At 72.2% G+C, this 24,720-nt stretch carries 23 protein-coding genes; 9 read left to right on the forward strand and 14 right to left on the reverse strand.

All coding sequences use genetic code 11. The features are described 5' to 3' along the window. Positions 1-22 precede the first annotated feature (22 nt). Both IH61_RS0114570 and IH61_RS42865 read right to left on the reverse strand, forming a co-directional pair. Positions 23-208 carry a hypothetical protein gene (locus IH61_RS0114570; RefSeq protein ID WP_420713920.1) on the reverse strand — a complete coding sequence of 62 codons (186 nt, stop codon included), beginning with the start codon at positions 206-208 and terminating at the stop codon, positions 23-25. 277 nt (positions 209-485) lie between these two features. Continuing rightward, a complete protein-coding gene (locus IH61_RS42865; protein ID WP_078911094.1) occupies positions 486-4,091 on the reverse strand; it encodes a protein kinase domain-containing protein in 3,606 nt (1,201 codons plus the stop codon). Positions 4,092-4,297: 206 nt separating this feature from the next. Here IH61_RS42865 and IH61_RS0114580 point away from each other — a divergent pair, with 206 nt between their 5' ends. Then, positions 4,298-5,047 carry a PIG-L deacetylase family protein gene (locus tag IH61_RS0114580; protein ID WP_031069603.1) on the forward strand — a complete coding sequence of 250 codons (750 nt, stop codon included), beginning with the start codon at positions 4,298-4,300 and terminating at the stop codon, positions 5,045-5,047. Here IH61_RS0114580 and IH61_RS0114585 read toward each other — a convergent pair. The 3 genes from IH61_RS0114585 to IH61_RS0114595 form a co-directional block, all read right to left on the reverse strand. Continuing rightward, positions 5,044-5,742, reverse strand: coding sequence for a DedA family protein (locus tag IH61_RS0114585; protein ID WP_031069605.1), 699 nt, complete (start codon positions 5,740-5,742; stop codon positions 5,044-5,046). The two genes, IH61_RS0114580 and IH61_RS0114585, sit on opposite strands and share 4 nt — an antisense overlap. Positions 5,743-5,784: 42 nt before the next feature. Next, positions 5,785-5,982: a DUF1918 domain-containing protein gene (locus tag IH61_RS0114590; RefSeq protein WP_031069607.1), complete on the reverse strand. Its 198-nt coding sequence runs from the start codon at positions 5,980-5,982 to the stop codon at positions 5,785-5,787. 125 nt (positions 5,983-6,107) lie between these two features. Continuing rightward, positions 6,108-6,791, reverse strand: coding sequence for a TetR family transcriptional regulator (locus IH61_RS0114595; protein WP_031069609.1), 684 nt, complete (start codon positions 6,789-6,791; stop codon positions 6,108-6,110). A gap of 191 nt (positions 6,792-6,982) precedes the next feature. Between IH61_RS0114595 and IH61_RS0114600 the strand changes: the two genes are divergently transcribed. Continuing rightward, entirely contained in the window at positions 6,983-7,768 is a 786-nt protein-coding gene (locus tag IH61_RS0114600; protein ID WP_031069611.1) for a VOC family protein, read from the forward strand. A 69-nt stretch (positions 7,769-7,837) separates the two neighbouring features. On the opposite strand, the gene IH61_RS0114605 is transcribed toward IH61_RS0114600, so the two are convergent. Then, the gene (locus IH61_RS0114605) at positions 7,838-8,524 is read right to left on the reverse strand and encodes a TetR/AcrR family transcriptional regulator (RefSeq protein WP_031069613.1); all 687 of its coding nucleotides are present in this window, start codon (positions 8,522-8,524) and stop codon (positions 7,838-7,840) included. A gap of 146 nt (positions 8,525-8,670) precedes the next feature. On the opposite strand from IH61_RS0114605, the gene IH61_RS0114610 reads away from it, so the two are divergent. The 3 genes from IH61_RS0114610 (at position 8,671) to IH61_RS0114620 (ending at position 11,614) form a co-directional block, all read left to right on the forward strand. Further along, positions 8,671-9,171, forward strand: a complete 501-nt coding sequence (locus tag IH61_RS0114610) for a nitroreductase family deazaflavin-dependent oxidoreductase (protein ID WP_078911095.1) — start codon at positions 8,671-8,673, stop codon at positions 9,169-9,171. 70 nt (positions 9,172-9,241) lie between these two features. Continuing rightward, positions 9,242-9,874, forward strand: coding sequence for a MarC family protein (locus IH61_RS0114615; RefSeq protein WP_031069617.1), 633 nt, complete (start codon positions 9,242-9,244; stop codon positions 9,872-9,874). A gap of 216 nt (positions 9,875-10,090) precedes the next feature. Continuing rightward, positions 10,091-11,614 carry an FMN-binding glutamate synthase family protein gene (locus tag IH61_RS0114620; RefSeq protein ID WP_031069619.1) on the forward strand — a complete coding sequence of 508 codons (1,524 nt, stop codon included), beginning with the start codon at positions 10,091-10,093 and terminating at the stop codon, positions 11,612-11,614. Positions 11,615-11,719: 105 nt separating this feature from the next. On the opposite strand, the gene IH61_RS0114625 is transcribed toward IH61_RS0114620, so the two are convergent. The 5 genes from IH61_RS0114625 to IH61_RS0114645 all read right to left on the reverse strand — a co-directional run bounded on the left by IH61_RS0114625 (position 11,720) and on the right by IH61_RS0114645 (position 16,507). After that, the gene (locus IH61_RS0114625; protein WP_031069620.1) at positions 11,720-12,541 is read right to left on the reverse strand and encodes a lipase family protein; all 822 of its coding nucleotides are present in this window, start codon (positions 12,539-12,541) and stop codon (positions 11,720-11,722) included. A 185-nt stretch (positions 12,542-12,726) separates the two neighbouring features. Then, complete coding sequence (locus tag IH61_RS0114630; protein WP_031069622.1) at positions 12,727-13,944, reverse strand: agmatine deiminase family protein; 1,218 nt, start codon at positions 13,942-13,944, stop codon at positions 12,727-12,729. Positions 13,945-14,000: 56 nt separating this feature from the next. Then, entirely contained in the window at positions 14,001-15,029 is a 1,029-nt protein-coding gene (locus IH61_RS0114635) for an agmatine deiminase family protein (protein ID WP_078911096.1), read from the reverse strand. Positions 15,030-15,222: 193 nt separating this feature from the next. Continuing rightward, positions 15,223-15,801, reverse strand: coding sequence for a TetR/AcrR family transcriptional regulator (locus IH61_RS0114640; protein WP_031069625.1), 579 nt, complete (start codon positions 15,799-15,801; stop codon positions 15,223-15,225). Between the two features lie 85 nt (positions 15,802-15,886). After that, positions 15,887-16,507: an L-threonylcarbamoyladenylate synthase gene (locus IH61_RS0114645; RefSeq protein ID WP_031069627.1), complete on the reverse strand. Its 621-nt coding sequence runs from the start codon at positions 16,505-16,507 to the stop codon at positions 15,887-15,889. A 133-nt stretch (positions 16,508-16,640) separates the two neighbouring features. On the opposite strand from IH61_RS0114645, the gene IH61_RS0114650 reads away from it, so the two are divergent. The 3 genes from IH61_RS0114650 to IH61_RS0114660 all read left to right on the forward strand — a co-directional run bounded on the left by IH61_RS0114650 (position 16,641) and on the right by IH61_RS0114660 (position 19,711). Next, a complete protein-coding gene (locus IH61_RS0114650) occupies positions 16,641-17,975 on the forward strand; it encodes a GH1 family beta-glucosidase (protein ID WP_031069628.1) in 1,335 nt (444 codons plus the stop codon). A 114-nt stretch (positions 17,976-18,089) separates the two neighbouring features. Next, the gene (locus tag IH61_RS0114655) at positions 18,090-18,674 is read left to right on the forward strand and encodes a cysteine hydrolase family protein (protein WP_031069630.1); all 585 of its coding nucleotides are present in this window, start codon (positions 18,090-18,092) and stop codon (positions 18,672-18,674) included. Next, the gene (locus IH61_RS0114660; protein ID WP_078911097.1) at positions 18,671-19,711 is read left to right on the forward strand and encodes a GlxA family transcriptional regulator; all 1,041 of its coding nucleotides are present in this window, start codon (positions 18,671-18,673) and stop codon (positions 19,709-19,711) included. The genes IH61_RS0114655 and IH61_RS0114660 overlap by 4 nt, the downstream gene beginning before the upstream one ends. A gap of 43 nt (positions 19,712-19,754) precedes the next feature. Here IH61_RS0114660 and IH61_RS0114665 read toward each other — a convergent pair whose 3' ends face one another. From IH61_RS0114665 to IH61_RS46940, 3 genes are read right to left on the reverse strand one after another with little or no spacing between them, the layout of a single operon-like run. After that, on the reverse strand, positions 19,755-22,043 hold the full coding sequence (locus tag IH61_RS0114665) for a hypothetical protein (protein WP_031069633.1): 2,289 nt from the start codon (positions 22,041-22,043) through the stop codon (positions 19,755-19,757). Further along, positions 22,040-22,867, reverse strand: a complete 828-nt coding sequence (locus IH61_RS0114670; protein WP_051837039.1) for a hypothetical protein — start codon at positions 22,865-22,867, stop codon at positions 22,040-22,042. Before IH61_RS0114670 ends, IH61_RS0114665 begins: the two co-directional genes overlap by 4 nt. 42 nt (positions 22,868-22,909) lie before the next feature. Next, positions 22,910-23,536 (reverse strand): Pycsar system effector family protein, encoded by a 627-nt coding sequence (locus IH61_RS46940; RefSeq protein ID WP_051837041.1) that lies wholly within the window; start codon positions 23,534-23,536, stop codon positions 22,910-22,912. Here IH61_RS46940 and IH61_RS44510 point away from each other — a divergent pair. Continuing rightward, positions 23,535-24,365, forward strand: a complete 831-nt coding sequence (locus IH61_RS44510) for a Crp/Fnr family transcriptional regulator (RefSeq protein WP_158844975.1) — start codon at positions 23,535-23,537, stop codon at positions 24,363-24,365. The genes IH61_RS46940 and IH61_RS44510 overlap by 2 nt on opposite strands. Positions 24,366-24,720 lie beyond the last annotated feature (355 nt).

Consider the following 24,720-nt stretch of genomic DNA (forward strand, 5'->3'; position numbering starts at 1 on the left):
TCGGCCGCGCGGTGCCCGGACGCTAACCCCTCACCCGTACGTCAGAGGCAAGTTCGCGGCCCAGGTGCTGCTGCAGCCGCAGGTGCCGGAACTGGTGGACGGCCCCGCCCTGGCGCAGCGCGCCCCGCCGGTAGGCGTCGTCGAGGAAGGCGATGGTGTCCCACGGCAGCCGTCCGGTGAGCGGCAGCCAGAACCGCACGAGGAGCACCCATTGCCCCCAGGCGGTGAACCCGAGCACGTACGCGGGGACGGCGCTGAGGCTGCCGATGGCCCCGATGGTGACGGCCCGTCGGAGCCCCCAGGCATTCCGGCGGCCCCGGCGAGCTGCGGCTGCGTCAGTTTCGCGCGGTGGCGCAATCGCCGTACCAAGGTCCCCAGTTGTTCCGACACACCATGCCCCCGTTGGCATCGACACATGATCAACTGAACGGGGGTCGACTCTGCCGTCCGCCGGTTGCGGGTCGCAACCGGCGGAGGAGCAGCGGTCAGCAGGAGGGGCGGTAGGGGACGTCCGGGATGTAGCGCTTCCATTCCTCCTCGGTGAGGGCGCCCGCCCGGTCGCACAGGTCGTGGACGAGCAGGGCGGGGGCGATCGGGTAGGTGAAGAAGGTGCCGTACGCGTCCACGGCGGTGACGCCGGTCCCGTCCGGCGCGAAGGAGACTCCCACCAGATCGTGCAGGGGGCCGGTGAGCGGCACGCCCAGCTGGAGGCGGTGCGTGGTGTCCCAGACCTGGACCCGATAGGAGTCGGTGTTCTGGATGAGGGCGAAGAGTCGGCCGTCCGCCGAGACGGCACCGTCCGTGCTGTGGTCGAGGAGCGACTGCGAACCCGGTCCGGTGCGCAGGTCGTCCTTCGGCTGGAGCGTCCGGGCGTCCCAGGCGCGCAGGTAGGGCAGGTAGCCCTGGGGGTAGGCGTACAGGGTGCTCCCGTCGTCGCTGACGGCGTCCGGTTCGAAGTCGGTGGAGCCCTTGACCAGGACCTCGCCCGAAGGGAAGGCCACGGCGCCGATGCCGGGCGCCGCGTAGACGGAGCGTCCGTCGGGGTTGAAGTGCAGCCGCAGGCCGTTGCGAGGGTATCCGGCCTGCTGCTTGACGGTGTGGATCTGGCGCTGGGTGGACGGCTCCCAGAAGGTCAGGGTGGTCGTGCCGTCGTCCTGGGCCTGCTCGACGGCCAGCGAGGCGCCGTCGGGGGAGAAGGCCAGGGCGACCATGGTGTCGCTGAGCACGCCCGTCCTGGTCGACAGCGGGAGGGGCAGAGAGGCGAGCAGGGGGTGGCCGTCCGTGGACAGGTCCCAGACCTTGACGACCTCGTGGCACTGAGCCGCCAGTCGCTTGCCGTCCGCGCTGAGGCGGTACGGGGAGGCCCCGCAGTCCTTCGCGTCCACGGAGAACCGCTTGGTGTGCGCTGTCAGGGACCAGAGGTCGAATCCGCGCTCGGTGGACAGTGCCAGGGTCGTCCGGTCCCGGCTGACCGTCGAGTTCTGGGAGAAGGCGGGGGTCGGCTGCGGGGGCCGGGTGAGGGCGCCGACGCCGAGCCGGCGGACGACGCGGTCGGTACCGATGCACTCCAGCGCGGTGTCGTCGGCGGTGAAGCGGTAGGCGGTGCGCGGGGAGCACTCGCCCTCGGTGGACGGCATCCGCAGGACGGGGGCCGGCGGGGGGAGGGCGCACTCGCGCTTCTCGCTCGCGCAGATCGCCCACATGGTGCCGCCCCAGGTGACGAAGTCGCCGTCGTGGCTGAACGACACGGGATAGTCGGTCGCAGCGATGTTGTCCGACCCCTTCAGCCTCCGGGGGTATCCGCCCTCCCGGTAGAAGACGCTGACCTCACCCGACTTGGTGGCGACCGCCGCCCTCTTCCCGTCCGGACTGAACACGACGGGGCCGCTGATGTCCTTGGCCTCGACCTCGATGTCCGGGAACGGGACCGGTTTCTTGTCCGGGAGCGTGTCCCACAGGAACGGCTTGCCGTCGCGCGGCACCGGGAAGGAGACGACCTTCTCGTCGGGGGAGAACGAGGTGCCCATCAGGAGGAAGACCGAGATCGGGGCGGACACGTCGCCGATCTTGTTCGCCGTGTGCGCGTCGAAGACGGTCAGGTTCTCCCGGCTGCCCTCGTCCGGCTTCGGCGCGTCCGTGACGATGTCGACGAGGAGGTAGTTCCCGTGCGGGCTCAGCGCGACCTGGGACCAGTACCCGTTGCTCTGGTGGGGAGCGGAGAAGTTCGCCCCGGTCGGTGCCGGCGCGCCGTGGGAGATGTCGAGCAGGTGCACGATCTCGTCGTCCCCGGCCACCGCCACGGTCGTCCCGTCCTCCGACACGGTCACCTGGTGGACGGCGGTCGGGGCTGTCCAGGAGGCGCTGCGCGTACGGGAGTTCAGGTCCCAGACATCCACCCGGGTGCCCTCGGCCGCCACCAGCAGGCGGCCCGAACCGTCGAGCTCGGCGGTGGTCGGCCGGTAGTCGGGCAGCCGGAAGGCGTCCTGCTCCGGCTGGTAGGCCGTCGTCATCAGGGCGTTCCAGGATTCCGGGGTGTCCGACAGCTTCGCCGCCGCCACCGACAGCCGCCGGGCCAGCTGCGGATCGCTGGTCCGCAGCGACATCGCCGTCCCGGCGACCTGCGCCGAGGTCGCCCGGTCGCGCTGCTCGGCCAGGGTGTTGCGCTGCTGGAACGCGACCACGGCAGCCCCCGTCGCGACCACCAGCAGCAGCGCCAGCACGCCGCTGAGCACCACGCGCAGCCGCCCCCGGCGGCGGGTCAGGGCGGCGCAGGCGTCGAGGAAGGCCCGTTCCACCTCGTTGAGCACCAGGTGGAACCGCCCCGTCGCCGCCCAGGACTGGGCCTGCGTCAGCGGCGTTCCCTGCAGCAGGTCGCTGCGCTTGCGGCCGTGGTCGGACCAGGTCCGGGAGGCTTCGGCCAGGCGCTGGTGGACGGCGAGGCCCGCGCGTTCGCCCGCCACCCAGTCGCGCAGCCGGGGCCAGGCGCGGATCAGGGCCGCCGTGGCCAGGGTGGCGCTGCCGTCCTCCCAGACCAGGACGCCGGCCCGGGTGAAGACCTCCAGCACCTGTTCGGTGACCTGCTCGGGGACGAGGTCGTTGCCCAGTTCCAGGCGCCGGGCGGAGCGCAGCGTGTCCTCCGCCCGCTCGCCCGGGGCCACCAGCCGCAGCAGGATCGAGGGCACCGCCTGCTGCTCCGGCGCGCCCAGTGCGGCGAACACGGCCTCCGCGACCTGGGCCCGGGAGGGTGGCGCGTCGCGCGGCGGGCCCCCGGGCGCGGTTTCGCGCACCGCGGCGGCCAGATCGGCGCGCCCCACCAGCGACAGCAGCAGCTGTTCGGCGCTCGGCCGCTGCCGGGCGTCCTTGGCCAGGGCGGCGGTGACGAGCGAGCGCAGCGGCTGCTCCAGGCGGGAGGTGTCGGGGTCGTAGGTGGCCACCCGGTCGGCGACGGCCCCGAGGCTCTCCCCCTGGAAGGCGTCGTACCCGGTGGCGGCGAACAGCACGACCGCCGCCCAGCCCCACACGTCCACCTTGCCGTCGCCCGGCTTGCCGCGGTAGCGCTCGGGCGGCATGTAGCGCAGGGTGCCCATCGGCAGGCCCGTGGTCGCCGTGCCCTCCAGGATGCGGGCGATGCCGAAGTCGATCACCCGGGGGCCGTCCGGCCCGAGCAGGATGTTCTCCGGCTTCAGGTCCCGGTGCACCACCCCGGCCCGGTGGATCGCCACCAGCGCCGCCGCCAGGCCGACCGCGAGGCGGCGCAGCTCCTCCGGCCCGTACGGACGGCTGGAGTTCACGGCCCGGCGCAGGTCCGGCCCGGCCACGTACTCGCTGACGACGTAGGGGACGGCGCCGTCCAGGTCGGCTTCCAGGACCCGGGTGGTGCAGTACGGCTCCACCTTGCGCCAGGCGTGGATCTCCCGGCGCAGCCGCGCCCGGTCCTCCTCGTCGACGGCGCGCAGCACCTTGACCGCGACGCGTCTCCCGTGCGCGTCGTAGCCCTCGTACACCACACCCTGGCCACCCGCCCCGAGCCGCCCGTCGAGGTAGTAGCCCCCCAACTGCCGCGGATCTCCCGGCTGCAACGATTCGCCCACCAGCTGCCCCTCCTGTCATGGCCACAGTGCGGGATGCGGTGGCCGGGACGCCAGGCCGCGGCACCGGCCATCTGTGGCCGGTGCCCCTGACCAGCCCGGTTGGAGGGGTGTCTGACGGTGCGTCGGCGTCCGGTGTCTTCTAGAGTCACCACCGCGCGATCAGTACGACCGTATGGCCAGAGCCGCACCGAGAGGGACGAAACACCATGACCGACGAGGCCCACGAGGACCACGCGACCTACGAGCACGTCGACGAGGACTGGCAGACCGCTCTCGCCGTCGTCGCCCACCCCGACGACATGGAGTACGGCGGCGCCGCGGCCGTCGCCCGCTGGACGGCCCAGGGCAAGAAGGTCGTCTACGTGATGGTCACCAGCGGCGAGGCCGGCATCGACGGCCTCGCCCCCGAGGAGTGCGGCCCCCTGCGCGAGGCCGAGCAGATCGCCTCCGCCCGCGTCGTCGGCGTCGACACCGTCGAGTTCCTCGGCCACCGGGACGGCGTCGTCGAGTACGGGCTGCCGCTGCGCCGCGACATCGCCCGCGCGGTGCGCCGCCACCGTCCGGACATCGTGATCACCAGCAACTTCCGCGAGACCTACGGCGGGGTGTTCCTCAACCAGGCCGACCACATCGCCGTCGGCCGCGCCACCCTGGACGCCGTACGGGACGCGGGCAACCGCTGGGTGTTCCCCGAACTGCTCGAGGAGGGCCACGAGCCCTGGAACGGCACGCGCCAGATCTGGGCGGCGGCCTCCCCGGAGTCGGGGCACGCGGTGGACACCACCGAGACCTTCGACCTCGGCGTGGCCTCCCTCGAGGAGCACCGGGCGTACCTGGCCGGGCTCGCCGGGCAGATGGCCGAGCCGCGCGAGTTCCTGGAGGGCTTCGGCCGGGGCGCGGGCACCCGCCTGGGCACCCGCTTCGCGGTGCCCTTCGAGGTGTTCCCGCTGCGCTAGTCGCCGTCCTCGTGAGCGGCGTCGGCGCCCTCGGAGGTGCCGTCCTCGGAGGCGTCGGCGCCCTCGCGGCGCCGGCGCCGGTAGCGCAGCACCTGCCGCAGCAGGAAGGCCGCGACCAGCAGCCCCAGGCCCACGGCGAACCAGAGCTGGTAGCGCAGCGCCGTCCGGTAGACCGTGCCGATGTTGGCGCCGGCCACGTACCCGAAGCCCGCCCACACGCCCGTCCACAGCGCCGCGCCCAGCAGGTTGAACGGCACGAACCGCCCCCAGGGCATCCCCGTCGTCCCGGCGATGATGCCGTTGGTCTGGCGCAGCCCGTCCACGAACCGGGCGACCGTGACGACCTTGCCGCCGTGCCGGGAGAAGAACCCCTCGGCGCGCGCCAGCCGCTCGGGGGTGATCAGCACGTACCGGCCCCAGCGGTGGACGAAGGCCCGCCCGCCGGTGCGGCCGATCAGACAGCCCAGGGTGTTGCCCAGCGCCGCGGCGGCGAAGGCGATCACCACCACGCCCGCGAAGTCCAGGTGCCCGGTGCCCGCGTAGACCGAGGCGAGCACCAGGATCGTCTGACCGGGCACCGGGACGCCGCAGTTGTCCAGCAGCACGAGCAGCGCCACCGCCAGGTACCCGTAGTGGTCCAGCAGTGGCGCGAGCCCGGAGAGCGCCCCGGGCAGGGGGGTGTCAGGGGCGGACATCCCGGCTCACCGCCCCCCGGCGTCCGGGGTGGCGGGGCCCGCTCAGCCGGCCGCCCTCTGGACGTGCTCGACGTTGCAGTCCGGGCCGGGGTAGATCAGGCCCTCGTGGCCGTCCTCGAACCGGACGACGTAGGGCGGTTCGCCGTCGGTGCCGCGCACCTCGGTGATGATGCCCTTCTGGTCCACCATGCCCACCCGGCTGCTGTGGATGTGGAGCTGGTCACCTACCGCTGCGTGCATGGTCGTGCTCCTCGGGTCGTGACGGCCGCCCCGCGCGAGGGCGGTTCGCTATCCACTGTGCTGCGCGGGGAGCCCCCTCGCAACGGCTCGCCCGCAGGCGGCTCCGGCGCGGGCCCGGTACGGCTTCACGGGGTGGGCAGTCGTTGCGCCAGGTAGCTGCGCACCAGGCGCTTGCACTCGGCGATCAGTGCCGGATCGCCCTCGGGGTCACCGCGGAAGGCGAGTTTGAGGACGGCGTCGGCGGCCTCCAGGGCGACCCGCAGCGAGAGGGTGAGGGCGGCCTGGTCCTGCGGCAGTCCGGCGGTGCCGGGCGTGAAGAGCTCGCCGCCGAGGGCCTGGAGGCGCAGCGCGACGGCGGCGTTGTTGTCCATCCCCGCGTCCAGAAGGTGCAGGTCGTCGCGGACACCGGAGGGCACGGCCGCGCCGGCGAGGCCGAAGTCGACCTGGCCGAACCCCGGCACGGTGCGCTTCATGACGACGAACTCCTCCACCGCGAGGTCGGTGAAGGCCGCCGGGCCGACGGGCGCGGCGGAGGCGAGGCGGTCGTCGAGGCGCTGGAGGTACAGGTCGAGGTTGCGGCCGGCGAGCGCGGCGAGCAGGTCCTCCTTGCCCGCGAAGAACTGGTACAGCGTGCCGATCGGCACCTGGGCGCGCTGGGCGACCTCCTTGGTGGTGAGCGCGCCCGCCCCGACCTCGTCGAGGAGCCCGGCACAGGCGTCCAGGATCCGGCCGTACCGCTCCTGGCTGCGCTGCTGGACCGGCCGGCGCCTCGTCGGGCCGGTGGGGTGACTCCTCGTGTCCGCGCTCATGGCGCAACTCTGCCCCATCGGCCGCGACGGCGGCGAATCCCGTCCGGGGGCTCGCCGCCGCGGTCTTTCCGGGGCGTGGTGGCGTCCGTCCCCCGCGCGCCCGGGCGGGCGTTCCCGGGTGGCGGGACGTGGCCGTCGGCGGGAGGGTGACGGGCGGGGGACGCAGTGGAGACCTGACCAGGAGAGCGAGCATGCCCGACGTCACCGACCCGTACGTGACCGGCACTCCGTGCTGGATCGACCTGATGGCGCAGGACCAGCAGGCCGCGCTGGACTTCTACAAGGACCTGTTCGGCTGGCAGGGGGAGCGCGGCCCCGAGGAGTTCGGCGGGTACGCGGTCTGCCTGCTGAACCGCAGGCCCGTCGCGGGCATCAGCCCGGCGATGGCGCCCGAGGGCGCGCCGACCCCGCCCACCGTGTGGACCACCTACCTGGCCACCACCGACGCCGAGGCCACCCAGGAGGCGATCGTCCGCGCCGGCGGCACGCTGCTGGTGCCGACGATGGACGTGGGCCCGCTCGGGCGGATGCTGGTCGCCGCCGACCCGCAGGGCGCCGTGTTCGGCGTCTGGGAGGCGGCGCAGTTCCCCGGCGCGGGCGTGGTCAGGGAGCCCGGCGCGCTGACCTGGAACGAGCTGCACACCAACGACGTGGAGGGCGCGACCGCCTTCTACGGCGAGGCGTTCGGCATCGAGATCGGGCCGATGAAGGGCGCCGAGCAGTACTGGGAGCTCAAGGTCGGCGACCAGCCGGTCGGCGGGGCCTCGCTGCTCGCCAACGACCCGCCCGGGACGCCCCCGCACTGGCTGACCTACTTCGCGGTGGACGACGTGGACTCCACGGCCGACGCCCTGGTCAAGAAGGGCGGGACGGTCCTCGCGCCGCCGTTCGACATGATGGCCGGCCGCATGACCGTGGTCGCCGACCCGCAGGGCGCCCCGTTCGCGATGATCAAGCTCGCGCCGATGCCCGCCTGAGGTCGCCGGTTGCTGCCGCGAGCGCCCGTCCCGGAAAGCGGCTTCCCGGGACGGGCGCTCGCGTGTGGCTCAGAGCCCGATGGTGTCGGCCGTCTGCTCGACGGTCCAGGCGAAGTAGTCGTCGGCGGGCTCGAAGGAGCCGACGAGGTGGCCGTGGAGTTCGAAGCCGAGGAAGCCGATGAGCTGGATCCAGGCGGCCACCGCCCGGGCGAGGGTCTGCGGGGGCAGTCCGGGGGCGAACTGGGCTGCGACGCCGGTGAGTTGGTCGGCCAGGGCGCCTCGCAGGGGCGGGCCGGAGGGTGAGGGGGCCGGGGTGGCCCGGCTGACGACGCCGAGGAGGGCGACGGGGAGCCGGGCGGCGGGTTCGATGGTGGTGCGGGGGGCCGCGTAGCCGGGGACGGGGGTGCCGAAGACGAGGCCGTACTCGTGCGGGTTGGCGAGGGACCAGGCGCGCGCCGCCTGCCAGAGGGCGCGCCAGCGCTCGCGTGCGCCGCTGTCGGGGCCCAGGCCGGAGAGTGCCGCGTCGGCGGCGTCGCCGAGCTCCGTGTAGGCGTCGATGATCAGCGCGGTGAGCAGTTCGTCGCGGCTGGGGAAGTAGCGGTACAGCGCCGAGGAGGCCATGCCCAGTTCCCGGGAGACGGCGCGCAGGGAGAGCTGCTGGGCGCCGACCGAGGCCAGCTGCCGGCGGGCCTCCTGCTTGATCTCGCGGGTGAGTTCCTCGCGGGCCCGTTCGCGGGCGGTTCGGATCGCTGTCATGGGGACAGCCTGCCACGGATCGAAGCAATGCACACATTCGAGAGCACTGCTCTTGCGCGGCGGGTGCGGGCGTGCCAAGCTGAAGGCGTCAACGAGAGCGGTGCTCTCGAATGTGAGCGGTAGCTGCGCGATCCAAGGAGCCCCCGATGTCCGAGAAGTCCGAAGCCATCCAGCCCGAGCCGAACCTCGCCAACCGCGCGATCGTGCCCACCACCCGGTTCGCCGCCGTCTCCGTCAAGCTCCTCAACCGCACCGTCGCGGGCCTCACCAAGGCCGGGATCAGCCTCATGGGCTCCCGCGTCCTCGCCGTCCGCGGCCGCAAGAGCGGCGAGTGGCGCACCACCCCGGTCAACCTGCTCGTCCACGGGGGCGAGCGCTACCTCGTCGCCCCGCGCGGCCACGTGCAGTGGGTCCGCAACCTGCGCGCCTCCGGCACCGGCGAACTGCGGGTCGGCCGCCGGGTCGAGACCTTCCGCGCCGTCGAGGTCGCCGACGCCGACAAGCCCGAGGTGCTCCGCGAGTACCTGCGCCGCTGGGCCTGGGAGGTCAAGTACTTCTTCGAGGACATCACCGTCGACTCCTCCACCGAGGACCTGCTCCGCATCGCCCCGGGCTTCCCGGTCTTCCGCGTCACCGAAGCGGAGTGACGGACCGGCAGGGTGCGCGCGTCGGCCTCGCCACCCCGGCGCGGACGGACGGCACGGGCATGCTGGGGGCATGTTCGTCTTCAACCTGAGCAGCGCGTTCGTCACGTTCTTCGCCGTGGTCGGCCCGCCCAAGACCCTGCTGGCCTTCGCCCGCCTGGCCGGCGACCGCACCACCCGCGACCTGCGCCGCCTCGCCGCGTGGAGCACCGGGATCGCCGCCTTCATCGGCCTGGTGCTCGGCTTCGGGGCGAAGTACGTGACGAACCTCTTCCACATCAGCGACCAGTCGTTGCAGCTCGCCGGCGGGACGATCTTCTTCGTCTACGCCGTCGCCCTCGTCTTCGGCGTCCACCTCGGCGCCGAGGGCGAGGACGACGAGCACCTGCCCAACCCCCTGGTCGACGGCATCCGCGCCCTGCTGCTGCCCTACATCGCCAGCCCCCTGGCGATCACCGCCGTCCTGGTCGCCTCGCTCAACCAGGACGCCTGGAGCTGGAAGGCCACCGTCGCGGGCGCCTACGTCTCCGTCGCGGTGATCAACTACCTCTGCGTCGCCGTCCTCGCCCCGCTGCTGCGCCGCACCCACCGCACCTCGCTGGAGGTGCTCTCCCGGCTGCTGGGCCTGCTGCTCGCGGCGGTGGGCGTCGAGCTCATGCTCGAGGGACTCGCCGGTCTCGGCGTCCACCTGCCGGACGGCCACTGACCCGGGCACACCGGCAGCGGTCACCGCGTGCCGCACCGCCCCCGCGCGGCTCCGCCGCCCGAGGGGCCCTGCCCGCGGGCCCGTCCGCGGGGCCTCCTACGATCGGGCTTCGGCGGACGGCCGGCTCCCTCCCAAGGGTGAGCCGGCCGTCCGCCGCCGACACGACACGACGGCCCCGCCGACGGCGACAGGATCGCCCACCGAGGAGGAACCTCCATGCAAGCCCGGAAGATCGGCGCTGCCGCCGCGACCGCGGTGGCGCTCCTGGCAGCCCGCGACCTCGTCCAGAAGAAGCACGCGCTGCTGCGGAACTTCCCGGTGCTCGGGCACGCCCGGTACCTGCTGGAGACGATCGGTCCGGAGCTGCGGCAGTACATCGTGACCTCCAACGAGGAGGAGCGCCCCTTCAGCCGCGACCAGCGCACCTGGATCTACGCCTCGGCGAAGGAGGAGAACAACTACTTCGGCTTCGGCACCGAGGTCGACGTCGAGCACGTCCAGGGCCACGCCTACCTGAAGCAGCGCACCTTCGCCGGCAAACTGCCCGACGCCCACGACCCGAAGGCCCCGCTGCCCTCGGCCAAGGTGCTCGGCGGCCCGCGCGGGCGCGCCAAGGCGTTCCGGCCCGCCAGCGTCGTGAACATCTCGGCGATGAGCTTCGGCTCGCTCTCCGGCGCGGCCATCGGCGCGCTCAACAAGGGCGCGGCCGAGGCCGGCGCCATGCACAACACCGGCGAGGGCGGCCTCTCCCCGCACCACCGCCAGGGCGGCGACCTCGTCCTCCAGATCGGCACGGCCTACTTCGGCTGCCGCGACGAGGACGGCAGCTTCAACCTCGACAAGCTCAAGGAGGTCGTCGCGGGCGCGCCCGTCCGGGCGATAGAGATCAAGCTCTCCCAGGGCGCCAAGCCGGGCCTGGGCGGCATGCTGCCCGGCGCCAAGGTGACGCCCGAGATCGCAAAGATCCGCGGCATCCCGGCGGGCAAGGACTGCGCCTCCCCGTCGCGGCACACCGCCTTCCACGACGTCGACTCCATGCTCGACTTCGTCGAACTGGTCGCCACCGAGACGGGCCTGCCGGTCGGGATCAAGAGCGCCGTCGGCGAGATGGCCTTCTGGCAGGAGCTGGCCGCCCTGATGGCCCGGGGCGACCGCGGCGTCGACTTCGTGACCGTCGACGGCGGCGAGGGCGGCACCGGCGCCGCGCCGCGCATGTTCGCCGACTCGGTGTCGCTGCCGTTCCGGATGGGCTTCTCCCGGGTCTACGGCACCTTCGCCGAACTGGGCCTGACGGACGAGCTCACCTTCATAGGCTCCGGCAAGCTCGGCCTGCCCGAGAACGCCGCCGTCGCCTTCGCCCTGGGCGCCGACATGATCAACGTCGCCCGCGAGGCGATGCTGTCCATCGGCTGCATCCAGGCCCAGAAGTGCCACACCGACAAGTGCCCCACCGGCATCGCCACCCAGAACCCGTGGCTGGCCCGGGGCCTCGACCCGGCCTCCAAGTCCACCCGCGCCGCCGTCTACCTGCGCGCCCTGCGCAAGGAGCTGATCAAGGTCTCCTCCGCCGTCGGCGTCGCCCACCCGGCGCTCATCACCCCCGACGACATCGAGATCCTCAACGGCGACTACGAGGCCCGCACCCTGTCCGCCGTCTACGGCTACAAGGAGGGCTGGGGCGCCCTCGGCCCCGACCTCGCCTCGGAGATCACGGCGCTGGTCACCGACTCGGCCCACTGACCGGGCCCACTGACCGGGCCCTCTGACCGGGCCCTCTGAGCGGGCCCACGGACGTACGGAAGGACCGCCGCCCCCGCTCGCAGGGGTGGCGGTCCCTCGCCGTGTTCAGAGGTTCTTCGCGAGCGCCGCCAGGTAGTTGCGCATCATGTGGTCGCGCACGCCCTCGCCGGTCGGCTCGAACGCGGCGGAGGTCAGGCCCCTGGCGCGGTCGGCCACACCCGCGAGCAGGCCGCTGCCGCCCTCGTGGACCGTCCCCTTGGAGTCGATGAAGCGCAGCGTGTCGACGTGGGTGAAGGCGGGCTCGGGCGGCAGCTGGGCGACCACGTCGTTGTTGTTGACGAAGCGGTAGCCGCGGCCCCTGAACGCCTTGTTGTACGCGGCGGTGAGCAGGCGGTCGCAGGTGCGCGGCTGGCCGAAGGTGTACACGCCGTCGGCGGTCAGGCGCGGGTCCTCGAGCTGGAGGCGGGCCGCGGCGAGCATCGCCAGGGCGCCGCCGAGGCTGTGGCCGGTGAACCAGACGCTCTGCCCGTCGGTGCGCAGTTCGAGGACGGCCTTGCGGACCTCGGGGAAGACCGACTCCAGGGCCTCGGCGAAGCCGTGGTGCACGTAGCCCGTCCCGGAGGGGCCGGGCCAGGGCGGGGTGGTGCCGTCGGTGAGCCAGTCGCGGATCTCCCGGGGCTCGGTGCCCCGGAAGGCGACGACGATCATCCGGGGGCTCGCCATCGTGTACGCCTGGGTGTCCTGGAGGGGGAAGGGCGGGGTGAACGCGGTCGCGTGGTGGCGGACCGTGTCGAAGCCCCAGTCCCGGGCCTGCCGGTCGATCGTGACACCGTCCTTGTAGGCGAGGTCGCAGGCCCGGGCCAGGCAGTAGGCGTGGGCGAGGCCGTAGCCGGCGGCGTCGTGGTCGAAGGTGGTGGGTGCGGCCATGGCGGGCTGCCTTTCGGTGGAGGCGTGTCCCTCGTTGCTAGCGGACACGCTCCCGGCCGTCGCGGTGGCGGCGCCCGTACGTCATCCGGACGGAGCCGCGATGACGCCCGGCCGCCGAGGCGTGGTCGGCACGGTCGGCGCGATCGGAGGAGGCAGAGCCGGCTGAGCGGGACCTCCTCGGCGTCTCAGGCGGTGGCGGGCTGGTCGTGGGTGGAGCAGTGGATGCCGCCCCCGCCGGAGGCGATGGTGTCGATCGGCAGGGCGACGATCTCGCGGCCCGGGAACTGGTCGGTGAAGACCTCGTGGGCGTGCCCGTCGGCCCGGAAGTCGCCGAACTGCGGGAGGTAGACGGCCTTGTTGCCGATGTAGAAGTTCATGTACGAGGAGACGAAGGCGTCGCCGCGGCCGGTGATCCTGTCCGGGTCGGGCTGGCTGATCTCGATCACCCTGAGCTTCCGGCCGGTGGCGTCGGTGGCCTCGGCGAGGACGGCCCGGGCCTGGTCGGCGGAGCGGGACCAGACGTCCGCCGGGGTGCCGGGGAAGGCCCGGTCCAGGAGGACGACGCCGGGGGCGACGAAGCGGGTCAGGCAGTCGACGTGGGCGTCGGTGATGTCCTTGCCCTTGACGCCAGCCAGCCAGATCACCTTGGTGACGCCGAGCGCCTTCTTCAGCTCGGCCTCGACCTGGTCGCGGCTCATCCCCGGATTGCGGTTGTCGTTGACGACGGAGCTCTCGGTGACCATCAGGGTGCCCAGGCCGTCCGTCTCGAAGGAGCCGCCCTCGCCGACGAGCCGGGTCTCGACGCGCTCCACGCCGTACTTGGCGAGCACCGCCCGGGCGACCTTGGAGTCGTTGCCGCGCTGCTGCTTGCCGCCCCAGCCGTTGAAGTTGAAGTCGACGCCCTTGACCTTGCCGCCCTCCTCGACGAACACCGGCAGGGTGTCCCGCGCCCACAGGTCGTCCACGGCGATGGGCACGACCTCGACGGCCGAGCCGCACGCCTTCTTCGCGGCCTCCGCCTGCTCCGGACGGGCCATCAGCACGACCGGTTCGCGGGCGGCGATGGCCTGGGCGAGGCCCGCGACGTCGCGGCGGACGTCGGGGAGCTGCTCGCCCCAGACGCTCTCGGAGGCGGGCCAGGACATGACGGTGCGCGGGTGCTTCTCCCACTCCGCGCCGAAGCGCCGGGCGCCGGGGGCGCCGGGGGTGCCGGGGGTGCCGGGGGTGCCGGGCGTCCCGGGCGTCCCGGGAGCGCCGCCCGGCTGGGTCGGCGGGACGGCGCCCTCCGGGTCCTCGACGCCGTTGGGGTCGCAGGCGGTGAGGCCGAGGGTGAGGGCGCCGACCCCGGCGCCGACGGCGGCGAGGGAGCGGATCATGGTGCGGCGGGACGGGGTGCTGGTCATCTGGATCCTCCGGCTGTGGGTCGGGGTGGTCTCGAAGGGTCGGGCGGGTTACGGCATCACGGCATCGGCTCGTGCATGGTCGAGCAGTGGATGCCGCCGCCGCCCGTCATCAGCCGGTCGACGTCGAGCTGGACGACCTCGCGGCCGGGGAAGGCCGCGGCGAGCGTCTCCCGGGCGGCGGCGTCCTTGTACGGGTCGCCGAACTGGGCGGTGACGACGCCGCCGTTGACGAGGTGGAAGTTGAGGTAGGAGTCCACGAACTTGGAACTGCGCGAGCGGACGGTGTCCGGGCCGTGCACCACGATCACCTGCAGCCGGCGGCCCCGGGCGTCGGTGGCGGCGGACAGGATGGCGAACTGCTCGCGGGCGTCGCGGGCCCACGCGTCGTCTCGGTCGGCCGGCGGCAGCTGCACCATGACCACGCCGGGGCGGACGAACCGGGAGGTCACGTCCACGTGGTCGTCGGTGATGTCCTGGCCTCTGATGCCGGGCAGCCAGATCATCTTGTCGGCGCCGTAGGCGTCCAGGACGGCGTCCTCGATCTCGGCCCGGCTCGTGCCGCGGTTGCGGTTCTTGTTGACCAGGCTGCTCTCGGTGGCCATCACCGTGCCGTCGCCGTCGGTCTCGATCGCGCCGCCCTCGCCGACGAAGTCCGCGTAGGAGTGGCGCAGCCCGCGGCGGGCGGCGATCCGCTCGGCGACCCGGGCGTCGTCGTAGTGGACCTGCTTGTTGCCCCAGCCGTTGAAGTTGAGGACCACGGCGTCCATGCCGCCGTACCCGTCGCGGCGGAACACCGGCGCGGTGTCGCGCATCCACAGGTCGTCGGTGGGGATCGCGGTGATCACCTCCACCCGGGGGCCGCAGCGGGCGCGGGCCTTGTCCGCGCTCCAGTCGTCGGGGGCGCACAGGACGACCGGCTCGAACTCGGCGATCGTCCGGGCGATCAGGGCGATGTCCTCCTGGACGCCGCCCAGGCGCAGGCCCCACACACCTCGGCGCGAGGGCCAGGACATCCAGGTCCGCGCGTGCGGGGCGTCGTCCGCCGGCACCCAGAAGCGGGGCAGGTCGTCGTGGTAGCCGGTCATGAGGGTTCTCCAGTTCGTGCGACGGTGCCGGGCCGGGGTCGCCGGGCCGGGGTGCTGGGTGGCACCGGCCTGCGGCTTCAGGCTCGCACTGACTGAAAAATCAGTCAAACTTATGGGCGTGTCATGACTCCACAGGAGGGACGTCCTTGCGGAGCGTGACGGATTCTCCCGGCCGGAACCCGGGATCTCCCGGCTAGGACCCGAGCCGGGAGACCTCGATGTCGATCGCGTCCATCATCAGCGTGCGGGCGTGCGCCAGCGGCAGACTGCCGCTGAGCCAGCGGGTGCTCAGCCCCTCCAGCAGGGCCGTCAGCCGCTCCGCCGCACCGGCCAGCGCCACCGCCGAGGACATCGGCCGTACGGTGCCCAGCAGCTCGGCGATCTCCTGAACCCACACCCGGGTGGCCCGCGCCAGGTCCTCGCGCAGCGTCTCGTCGAACACCGCGCTCGCCCGCAGCTCGCCCCAGGCGGTGCTGTTCTCCCGCACCTCGACGGTGTCCTGGAGCTCCAGCAGCAGCGTCTGGTCCAGCTCCTCGCGCGCCGTCAACGGCGGTGCGTCCGCGGCGCGTTCGGTCGTGTAGCGCTCGGCGCGGTCGTTGATGAACTCCAGCGTCTGCCGGAGGATGCCCGTGCGGTCCTTGAAGTGGTAGTAGATCAGCGCGGTGGACACGCCCGCCTCGGCGGCGAGCTCCTCCACGCGCAGCCCGCGCACTCCGCGCCGCGCGATCACCCGCGCCGCTGCTTCCATGATCGAGGTTCTACGACTGGCCACGATCCACCACCTTACCCGCAGTCCGGGCCAAGATCGCCCGCCCGCTGAAAGTCCCGTCAGCACGGCGGGGGCGAGCCGCGACCCGCTACTCGAAGCGGCCCGGGTCCCCGGCGCCGTAGCGGATGATCTCCGGCTCGCCGCTGGAGAAGTCGACGACGGTGGTCGGCTCGGTGCCGCAGTCGCCCGAGTCGACGACGGCGTCGAGGACGTGGTCGAGCCGCTCCTTGATCTCCCAGCCCTGGGTCATCGGCTCGTCCTCGTCGGGGAGGATCAGCGTGCTGGACAGCAGCGGCTCGCCGAGCGCGGCGAGCAGGGCCCGGGTGACGGCGTGGTCGGGGATGCGCACGCCCACCGTCTTCTTCTTCGGGTGCATCAGACGGCGCGGCACCTCCTTGGTGGCGGGCAGGATGAAGGTGTAGCTGCCCGGCGTCGCGGCCTTGACGGCGCGGAAGACGTTGTTGTCCAGCTGCACGAACTGCCCCAGCTGCGCGAAGTCCTGGCACATCAGCGTGAAGTGGTGCCGCTCGTCCAGCCGCCGGATCGACCGGATCCGGTCGAGCCCCTCACGGTTGTCCAGCCGGCAGCCGAGCGCGAAGCAGGAGTCGGTCGGATAGGCGACGAGGGCCCCGGATCGCAGGCTGTCGGCCACGGTCGCGATGGTCCGCGGCTGGGGGGACTCGGGGTGCACGTCGAAGTACTTGGCCATTGGCCGACCCTACAGCGGGGCCACCCCTAATGCCCGGTCGGCACGTTGGACCTTCCGTCCACCGACCGGTGGACGGAAGAGGTGGCCCTGCCAGTAACATGAGTACCCCTCATGTTCTAGTCGGGAGGCTCCCATGCCGGACCGCTACGACCTGCCCGCGAACTTTCGCTGGGGCGCCGCCACCGCCGCCTACCAGATCGAGGGGGCGGTGGAGGAGGACGGCCGCGGCCCGTCCGTCTGGGACACCTTCTGCGCCCGCCCCGGCGCCGTACGGGACGGGCACAGCGGGGCGGTGGCCTGCGACCACTACCACCGCTACGCCGAGGACATCGAGCTCATGCGGGGCCTCGGCCTGGACGGCTACCGCTTCTCCATCGCCTGGCCCCGCGTCCTGCCCACCGGCCGCGGCGCCGTGAACCCCGCCGGACTCGCCTTCTACGACCGCCTCGTGGACGCCCTCCTCGAGGCCGGGATCACCCCGCTGCCCACCCTCTTCCACTGGGACCTGCCCCAGGCCCTCGAGGACTCCGGCGGCTGGCTCGACCGCGACACCGCCCACCGCTTCGCCGACTACACCGCCGTCGTCACCGACCGCCTCGGCGACCGCGTCCCCGCCTGGATCACCCTCAACGAGCCCTTCGTCCACACCGTCTACGGCTACGCCCTCGGCATCCACGCCCCCGGCCGCACCCTCATGTTCGAGTCCCTCCCGGCCGCCCACCACCAGCTCCTCGCCCACGGACTGGCCGCCACCGTCCTCCACGACCGGGGCCTGGAGGTGATGCTCGCCAACAACCTCACCCCGGTCGAACCGGCCACCGGCTCACCCGCCGACGCGGCCGCCGCCGATGCCTACGATGCCCTCCACAACCGGCTGTTCACCGACCCCGTCCTCCTCGGCCGCTACCCCGACCTCTCCGCCCTCGGCGTCCCCGACGACCTCTACGGCGCCATCCACTCCGGCGACACCGAGCTCATCCACACCCCCGGCCTCGACGCCCTCGGCATCAACTTCTACAACCCCACCCGCGTCGCCGCCCCCACCCAACCGGACCTCCCCTTCGACCTCGTCGACATCCCCGACGTCCCCCACACCGCCTTCGGCTGGCCGGTCGTCCCCGAAGCCCTCACCCGCCTCCTCCTCACCCTCCGCGACCGCTACGGCCAGGCCCTCCCACCCCTCACCGTCACCGAGAACGGCTGCTCCCTCACCGAGACCACCACCCCCGACCAGCCCCGCATCGACTTCCTGTCCGCCCACCTCCACGCCCTCGCCCGGGCCGTCGCCGAAGGCATCGACGTCCGCGGCTACTACACCTGGTCCCTCCTCGACAACTTCGAATGGGCGGAGGGACTCCTCAGCCAGCGCTTCGGCCTCGTCCACGTCGACTTCGCCACCCAGAAGCGCACCCCCAAGGCGTCCTACGCCTGGTACCGGGACGTCATCGCCGCCCACCGGGGGCGGTAGCCGCCCGGGGCCGCCTTCGGTGGGCGCAGCGCCCCAGCCCGGTGACCGGATCGTTCCGCATCCGGGCCCGATGGGGCCTTCGCCCGGGCATCCCGCGGGGGTGAGGATGAGGGCATGACCAACGCACTCCTCGTCATCGACGTCCAGGACTCCTTCCTCCAGCGCGAGAACTGGGCGGCAGTCTCCGACCCCGGGATCGTCGGGCAGGTGAGCAAGCTCGTCGAGCACGCCCGGTCCGAGGGCGACCTCGTCGTCTGGGTCCTGCACTCCGAGCCCGGCACCGGGACGGTCTTCGACCCCGCCCTCGGCCACGTCCGCCTGATGGACGGACTGGAGCCGGCGCAGGGCGAGCCCGTCGTCACCAAGTCCTCGCACAACGCCTTCACCACCACCAACCTGCAGCAGCTGCTCACCCAGCACGGGATCCGCGACCTGATCGTCAGCGGCATCCGCACCGAGCAGTGCTGCGAGACCACCACCCGGGTCGCGGCCGACCTCGGCTACGAGGTCACCTTCGTCGTCGACGCGACCGCCACCCACCCGATCGAGCACCGCGACGCCCCCGCCGGGCGCAGCCTCGAGGAGATCCTCGCGGACCCGCGCACGCTCAGCACGGAGGAGATCATCGCCCGTACCGAGTACGCTCTGGCAGGCCGCTTCGCCACCGTCACCACCGTGAAGGAGCTGACCGGATCGTGACCCGCGTCGTCTTCCTGCTCGTCCCGCAGCTGCACCTGCTGGACCTCTCCGGGCCCGCCCAGGTGTTCTCGACGGCGGCCGACCACGGCCTCGGCTACGAGATCGGCTACGTGGCCGAGCAGGAGGACGTCCCCACCGCGCAGGGGCTCACGCTGCGCGCCCCCGTCGAGTGGCCCGTCCTCACGCCGGAGGACCTTGTCGTCGTCCCCGGCTGGCGGGCGCCGAAGCTGCGGGCGCACGGGGAACTCGCCCCGGCGACGCTGGAGCGGCTGGCCGCCCACCACGCGGCCGGCGGCACCGTCGCCAGCGTCTGCGCGGGCGCGGACGCGCTCGGCCGGGCGGGCCTGCTGGACGGGCGCCGCTGCACCACCCACCACGACCTGCACGACGAACTGGCCCGCCGCCATCCGAGGGCGGCCGTGGTCCGCGACGTGCTGTACGTGGTGGACGACCGGGTGGTGACCTCCGCCGGCATCGCCAGCGGCATCGACCTGGCCCTGCACCTGGTCGCCGTCCGGCACGGCCCGGCGGCCGCCGCCAGGATCGCCCGGGAGATGGTCGTCTACGCCCGGCGCAACGGCGAGGAACGCCAGGCCAGCGCGATGCTGCGGCACCGCGCCCACCTGGTCGACGCCGTCCACCGGGTGCAGGACCTGATCGACGCCCGCTTCACCGACCGGCTCAGCCTCGCCGACCTCGCCGGCGCCTCGGGCGTGAGCGAGCGCACCCTCACCCGCCACTTCACCGAGGCCACGGGCCTCACCCCGCTGCGCTACCAGCAGGAACTGCGCGTCGAGCGGGCCGAGCACCTCCTCGCGCACGGCGCGACCACGGAGGCGGCCGCCCGCGCGGTCGGCTTCCAGGACGCCCGGATGCTGCGCCGACTGCGCGCCCGCGCGGGGGCTGGGTTGGAGTTCGACGACGGCGAGCGCCTTGTCGTAGGGGTTGCCCTCCCGGCCGAGGCAGATCCAGCCGCCCGCGCCCTTGACCATCGCCTTCCCGGATCGGCCCGGACCAGCGGGACCCGGTTGAGGTAGCTGTTCTGCAGATCCCGTGAATTGACGATCGGTCAGGACATTGTCACGGGTCCCGTCGTCCCGTCCGGCAGTCGTGCGGTCCCCGGCGTCGCGGATCGGGGGCTCCCTGAGGAGTCTCCGGGCGCGTGATGCGGTCGAAGAGGTGGTCGCCGACCCGGCTGCCGTTCGGAAGAGTCGTGTCGCGGACGGCTTGGTACAGGCTCATGGCCGCCTCTGCCTGCGAGCGGCCTCGCAGCGTGGGTGCGAGGCAGTCGAGGACGAGGTCGGCAGTGGCGTGGTCGGCAGCGGACTTGTGGAGCCAGGCAGCCGCGCGATCGATGACCTCCGGTGATTCGGTCACGTCGCCGAACAGTTCGCGCAGTCCGCTGCGGAGGAGGGACTCCGGCAGCGGCGAGGACGCGCGGAGCAGCCACGGAGTCCCCGCGTCCTCACCGTGCATCAGGGCGAGCAGGCAGAGGCGCCCTGCCGACGCGGGCCGATCCCTGGCCAGCCAGTTCTCGACCTCGCGAACCAGCATCGGGCGCATGTCGGGCCTTGCCACGAGGAGGTCGAGGACGGCCAGTACCGCGCTTCGGAGTGTGCGGTCGTCCGTCTGGACGAGATTGCGGAGCCGGGTCATCGCCAGTCGGCGGGCGCTCTGCGTACTGCCCCCGTCGAGCAGGACTCCCCGGCAGACCTCCGCGACGACCGCGCGGACGGGTGTGGCCTGCTTCGCCCACCTGGAAAGCGCCTTCCAGGTGGTGCCGGACATGTGGTCGTCCTTCAGCGTGCCCTCCGTGACGGTGACCAGGAGTGGCGCACGGTCCGCCTGGAGTGCCAAGTCCCTCAGGGCGTCCAGGTCCTGCGACTTCCGATGCCTGAGGACCAGTGCGGTGAGGGCGCGCGGAGACGGGTCGCTGTTGATCCGGGGACGGACGGGCAGGCTCACCAGCCACTTCAGCAGCACGGTGCGAAACGACGGGAAGTTGTCCCAGACGTAGCCGAGGACGGCCTCCGAGTACCCGGGACGGCCGAAGGTGACGCGGTCCTGCGGATCGACGTCGGCGGAGAGCGCCAGCAGCCGCGGGCGTAGCCCCCGCCCGCCGAAGATCGTTCCGATGGTGGGCGAGCCGACGGCCTGCGGTCCGCCGGACGCGGCCTCGATGGCGGTCTCCAGCGCGTGCGCGTCCGCACCGATCACCGAGGCTGGTGCGGCGCCGTGGATGGCCAACGCGAGCAGCAGGCAGCGGTCCGGGAGCGAGAGCGGCGACTCCTTGGCGGCGGGCGGCCTGGTCGGGTCGTTGAAGAGCAGGTCGAAGTGGTTCCGCCAGTCGGCGAGAGCCAGCTCGATCTGAGCCTGCAGCCCGTCGGCCGGTGTGGCCGGTGTGGCCGGCGGGGCCAGGTGCTCCAGCCTCACGGGACGGTCGACGGGGCCAGCCGCCCCGTCGTGGTCGGCAGCGGCCTCCCGCTGCCTGTGGGTCGCCCACTGCCGGACGACCGTCTCCACACAGCGCACGGCCTCGACAGCGTCCCGTCCCTGGATCGATGCCCTGGCGTTCGCCGTCCGGACGTACTTGATCAGTGCACCCAGGCCCCTCGCTTCGAGGTGGTGCTCGACGAGCTGCTGGGCGTTCGGTGGTTGCGACAGGTGAACGACCTTGACCCCCGGTCCGACCCACCCGTGGTGGCCGGCCCAGAGTTCGTCCGTGGCGGTCACCACCAGGCGTGAGTCGGCGCCGCGCAGGCTTGCCGCGAACGTGGAGAGTCGGTCGAGGAAGTCGCGGTCGAAGCGGTCGCTCTCGAGGTCCTTCAGCTCCAGCAGGTAGGTGTGGTCGGGAGCAAGAGGCAGTCGTCCGACGGACGGGTGGTTCCAGTCGGCCTCGAGGTCCAACAGGACGGAATCCGCCGAGGCGTGGCGGGCGCAGAGCTGTCGGGCGAAGGTGGTGGCACCGTAGCCCCGGCGCGCGACGATCAGGAGGACACCGTGGCTGCCGCCCGGTCGGAGCGCGTCGGCGCCGTCCGACCATGCCCGTTCCCACACCGACGGTCGGAAGAAGACGGTGGACCGGACCAGTTCGGCCCTGCTGAGCTCCGTCCCGTCGAGGACGTCGCGCTTGCGGGTCTCCTGGTTCAGGTTCTCGATGTGGTTGGCGAGTACGTCGATGTTGGTGATCCGGGAGGCAGACGCGCCCTGTTGGGGACGAGCATCACGCGCGTCGAAGGGTGCCGGCAGGACGAATGGCGGTGGTGCGGTTCCGGGATCACCTTCCGATCCCGACGTTCGACGTTGTGCGGGAAGCGATGCGAGCAGGCCCTCCAGGTCGTCGACCGGCCGGTGGTCGTCGGTGCTCACTCGGTGATCCGCCCTTCCTCGAAGGCCCGGTCGGTGCGGTTGATCTGTCGGGTCCGCAAGGTGTCGATCTTGTCCGCCAAGGTGTTGATGTTGACGTTGCCGGAGACCTGAATGCCGCTCGGAGGCGGCGGGGTCGTCCTGCGCTCTTCTCCTTCCTCCTGGAGGGACGGCACCTGGGGCTCCTCCAGGTACTGGGCGACCACGCTGGGGCTGAGTCTCGGCACGTGGACCCACGCCGTTCGGGTGAACCCCTTGCCCGCCACGGTGGCGGGCGCCGGGAGGAAGTCGCGCTCCGGCAGAAGCCTGCTCCGGCGGGCCAGAACTACCCGCCGGTACATCTCGTCGGACAGCACGAGGGCGGTGTAACTCCCGTGGGCGCTCGCGGCGGCGATGCCTGCTCGGACGGCGTCGCTGTCGACGAACCGTGCCACATCGTTGATGGCGTCCGCGAGGTTGCTCTCGGGCATGGGGCCGACGTGCACGCTCACCCGGACGAGCAGCGGCGGGTCCTCACGCTGACGCTGCTGCTCGTAGCCGTGCAACTCCTCGTCCAGCAGACGGATGAGCGGGTCGACCAGCCGCCAGGTCCGGGCCGGCGGAAGCACGAGAATGCAGCCGTCGCCGGTGTTCTGGCGGTACGTCGGGCTCTTCCACTCCGCGAGAAGGTCGCTCCGCGTGAATGCCGACTCCAGAGCGTCGTCCAGGGCACGACGCAGGAAGGGCTGGCGGTGTTCGGGGGCTTTGCTGAAGTCCTTGATGTCAACCGCGATGAGCGTGTGTTCGGGTGGCAGGTCCCAGGGATGGGCCGCAACGGTGCTGTTCATGGAGTGGGTCCGTTTCTGGTCGGTCACATCGGTGAGCTGCCGTCAGCCTGCCTGCACTACGGAGATCATCATCGCTGGCAGCGCGGCCAGCGTGACCCCGATCCCGCCCAGGACCAGTGAGCATCGCACCCGGACATGCTTCTTCCAGGCGATTCGGGAGAGCACCACCAGTTGGCGGCTCAGCGCCGGCAGCAGGTCCTGCTCGGAGAGTGCCTCGGTCAGCTCGTCGGCGCTCCAGTGCCTCAGATGACCGAAGTAGATGACATCGTTCCGCCGGTCATCGTTCCGCCGGTCATCGGTGTCGCCACGAGGGCCGATCCGGGGGGCGACCGCCGCGATGGCGAAGACGAGAGCGGTGGCGACGAGTACCGCGCTGAACCAGAGGCACACCGCGGTGACGGTCTGCCTCCCCGCCGAGTGCGTCCCAGGGGGCGGCGTGGTCTGCGCGACGCCCGCAATCGCCACCAGGGCGGCGGTTTCGAGGCTCAGGGCGAACGATGCCTTGACGTCCACCCGGCCGATCCACTCGGACAGCGAGCTGTGGATTCGCCAGGCCGTGTCGAGTCCACCGGCGACGGCGACGGCGACCGGAACGTCGGCGCCCGGAACGTCGGCGCCCGAGCGCCCCGGGAACGAGTGGCGGTCGGATTCGATGGTCGGGGCGCTCATGCGGTTCTCCCGTTCGGTCGATTTCCGGGCCGGTCCGCGGTGCGGCGACCGGCTGATCATCTTTGTACGCGAGGCGGAGGGGGCCGTCTGCGTCAAACTGCGCAGAGGGAAGAAGCAGAGGGAACGAGAGACCGGCTACGCCGACGTACGAGGGGAGTGGGAGATGGCCGGATCGCCGTTGCCCGAGGAGTGGGGACGCCTGATCAGGTCTGTCGGCCAGGAGGTGCGCTGGCGGCCTGGCGAGCTCCTGATGCGCGAGGGTGATACCGCCGATCGAGTGGTTCTCCCGCAGAGTGGGTTGGCGAAGGTCACCTCGGTCTCCACGACCGGTTTCACCAGCCTCTTCGCGCTGCGCGGACCGGATGAACTGCTCGGTGAGCTGTCCTGCGTGGACGGTGGGCCCCGGTCGGCGACGGCGACGGCGATGGGAGAGGTGAAGGGGACGGCCGTACCGGCGCCCAGATTCACCGCCCTCATGGAGGAGCACGGTGGGCTCGCGTTGGCCGTGCTGCGGTGCGTGGCCGAACGGCTGCGGGAATCCGACGTCGGCCGGGCGGACCTCGGCGCGCTGCCGACGGTCGCACGTACGGCACTGGTCCTCGCGAGGCTCTCCCAGAGCTATGGGGCCCCGGTAGCGGGGGACCTCGCGGCACGGCGCCTGGTCATCAACCAGCAGGAGCTCGCCGGAGCGGTAGGCGCCTCTCGCGAGTCGGTGGTCCGTGTCCTGCGTGTCCTCACGGACTGCCGCCTGGTCACCGTTTCGCGAGGACAGATCGTGGTTCGAGACCCCGCAGTACTCCTGCGCTGGCCCGGCGTCGAGTCCCGCTGAGTCCCGCCGGGACCAGCCGCTTTGCTGTGGAACGCGCCGCCCGGACCTCGCCATTTGTTTTGGGCGTGAAGGAGGAGTACTGTCGCCGAGTCGCCTCAGCGGCCACCCCACTTCGACAGCCCATGCAGATGGGTCTCGTCGGCGTTCCTGCCAATCGGCTGGGGCGTGAATTTCGGGAGAATCCCGGAATGCGCTAATGTGGTGGACGTCGCGAAAAGCGGCCCCGGCCAGTTCGGGAAATCGGATGAATGAAACTCCGGTAAACGGAGCGGAAAGCATCTGGTAAGCTGGAAACACGAAAGAACGAAGCGCCCGGAGGGCCCGCTGGAAGGCGGTCCGAAGGAAGCGTCCGTTC

The organism is Streptomyces sp. NRRL WC-3742 (assembly GCF_000720635.1).
Lineage (GTDB): Bacteria > Actinomycetota > Actinomycetes > Streptomycetales > Streptomycetaceae > Kitasatospora.